2 protein-coding genes are annotated in these 1956 nt (G+C 47.2%); one reads left to right on the forward strand and one right to left on the reverse strand.

Annotated elements, in window-relative coordinates; genetic code table 11:
* The coding region (locus A3750_RS14845; protein WP_156498609.1) for a GGDEF domain-containing protein at positions 1–967 on the forward strand (967 nt) is incomplete at its 5' end.
* A 64-nt stretch (positions 968–1031) separates the two neighbouring features.
* Here the strand turns inward: A3750_RS14845 and ppk2 are convergent.
* Positions 1032–1928: a polyphosphate kinase 2 gene (gene ppk2, locus A3750_RS14850; RefSeq protein WP_082873304.1), complete on the reverse strand. Its 897-nt coding sequence runs from the start codon at positions 1926–1928 to the stop codon at positions 1032–1034.
* Positions 1929–1956 lie beyond the last annotated feature (28 nt).

Consider the following 1956-nt stretch of genomic DNA (forward strand, 5'->3'; position numbering starts at 1 on the left):
AAAGTTTAGTCCCAGAGACTTTCTAGGCCACATCGCAGCGGTGTCGAAAGCGCCAATATATGTGTATTACAGCACCTTGGTTGGCAACGGTGCGGTTGGTGGCTATGTGATTGATGGCGATGCGCTAGCCAAGAATGTGCTTGAAGCCTCTTCTGGTTATGCACTCAATGGCCGGTTCAGAAGGCATTATCGCGCGACCTCGGAAATGTTTGATTGGAATGCTCTAAAGCAACATGGGATCGCATTTTCCAGCATACCGAATAGTGCAAGAATCATTAATCGCCCGGAGGGTTTTGTAGAAAAGAATCTCTACGCGACTGTGACCACACTCGGTGGTATCGCGCTGCTGCTTATTGTGGTTATTTTTCTTGCTGTGTATTTCGCAAAGCGCAATGCGAAGTTATCTTATCTAAATTTGCAGCTGGAACAGGCCCAAAAATCGTTAAGCCGAAGTAATGAGCATTTAAATCAACTCGCAATGCATGACGCACTGACGGGAATCTATAACCGTCGTGCAGCAATGCCGTTGGTGAATGAGGCGATGAAGCGGGTTCAGGGCTCTAAAGCGAAATATGCTCTGATGCTGATTGATTTGGATAGTTTTAAAAGAGTGAACGACCGGCATGGCCATAAGGTTGGCGATGAAGTTCTGATGATGCTTGCAAAAAAGGTGTCGGGCTTATTACGCAGCGGTGATGTGTTCGCTCGATGGGGGGGAGAGGAGTTTCTGCTCCTGGCTCGGATAGAGCAAGATGATGACGCGCACATTGTGGCGGAAAAGATTAGAAGCAAGGTCGAAGAGTCGGAGTTTGGTGTTGATGGCTTAAAAGTGACAGTGAGCATTGGTGTGGTGCTCACGGCCACTGACAGTCACTTTGATGCGCTATTTCAATGTGCTGATAAGGCCCTATACGAAGCGAAGCAGCAAGGTAGAAACCGTGTCCAGTTTGCTGCAAGTGATCGCTAAAGGTTCTTTAGCTAAATTTCAGTCATCGAACAGTCCACGGCTGACAGTTCGCTTACTTGGATGCTTACCATTCGGAAATCGATTGGCCCAAAATATGATTTGAGTTTCCAATTGCATGAGAGCTCTTGCCTACGATTAGTGGGTCGGGACCATGAACAAGCGACTGGTCTTTATCCGGGTAGTCTAAGGTGGATAAAAAGTGCAGCATGCAGTTTAAGCGAGCCCGCTTTTTATCTGTTGATTTGACAATGGTCCAAGGTGCATCGGCGGTATCTGTGTAGAAGAACATCGCTTCTTTCGCTTCGGTGTATTCATCCCATTTAGCCAAGGATGCACGGTCAATTGGTGACAGTTTCCATTGTTTCAACGGGTCGTTTTCGCGTTGGCTAAAGCGGTGGTGTTGTTCGTCTTGGGTGACTGAAAACCAGTATTTATATAGCTTTATTCCGCTGCGCACGAGCATACGCTCTACTTCTGGGGTTTGACGCATAAACTCCAAATAAGATTCTGGCGTGCAGAACTCCATAACACGTTCAACGCCCGCTCGGTTATACCAAGAGCGATCAAATAGGACCATTTCTCCAGCGCTTGGCAAATGTTTAATGTAGCGTTGAAAATACCACTGACCAAGCTCGTGTTCTGTGGGTTTTTCAAGCGCTACAACATGCGCGCCACGTGGGTTTAGATGCTCCATGAAGCGTTTTATCGTTCCTCCCTTACCGGCGGCATCTCGTCCCTCAAAGAGAATGACAATTTTCTGGCCGGTATCTTTGACCCATTTTTGTACTTTGAGTAGCTCGACTTGAAGCGCTTTTTTCTTACGTTCGTAATCGCGTTTGCTCATCTTGGTCTTGTAAGGGAAGGTCCCTGATTGAAACAGGTCCTGAATGGCTTCAGGGTTTTTTCGTAGCTTTGCTAAATCGTGCAGTAGCTCGTTACCCTGATGGTCGGGGTGAATCATGCTTGCGCCATCATTCGCTTGTTGTTCG

Source organism: Oleiphilus sp. HI0079 (assembly GCF_001635105.1).

Excerpts from the sequence above, each read along its gene's own strand:
- ppk2 (WP_082873304.1), bottom strand. The coding sequence starts at position 1,928 with ATGATTCACCCCGACCATCAGGGTAACGAGCTACTGCACGATTTAGCA.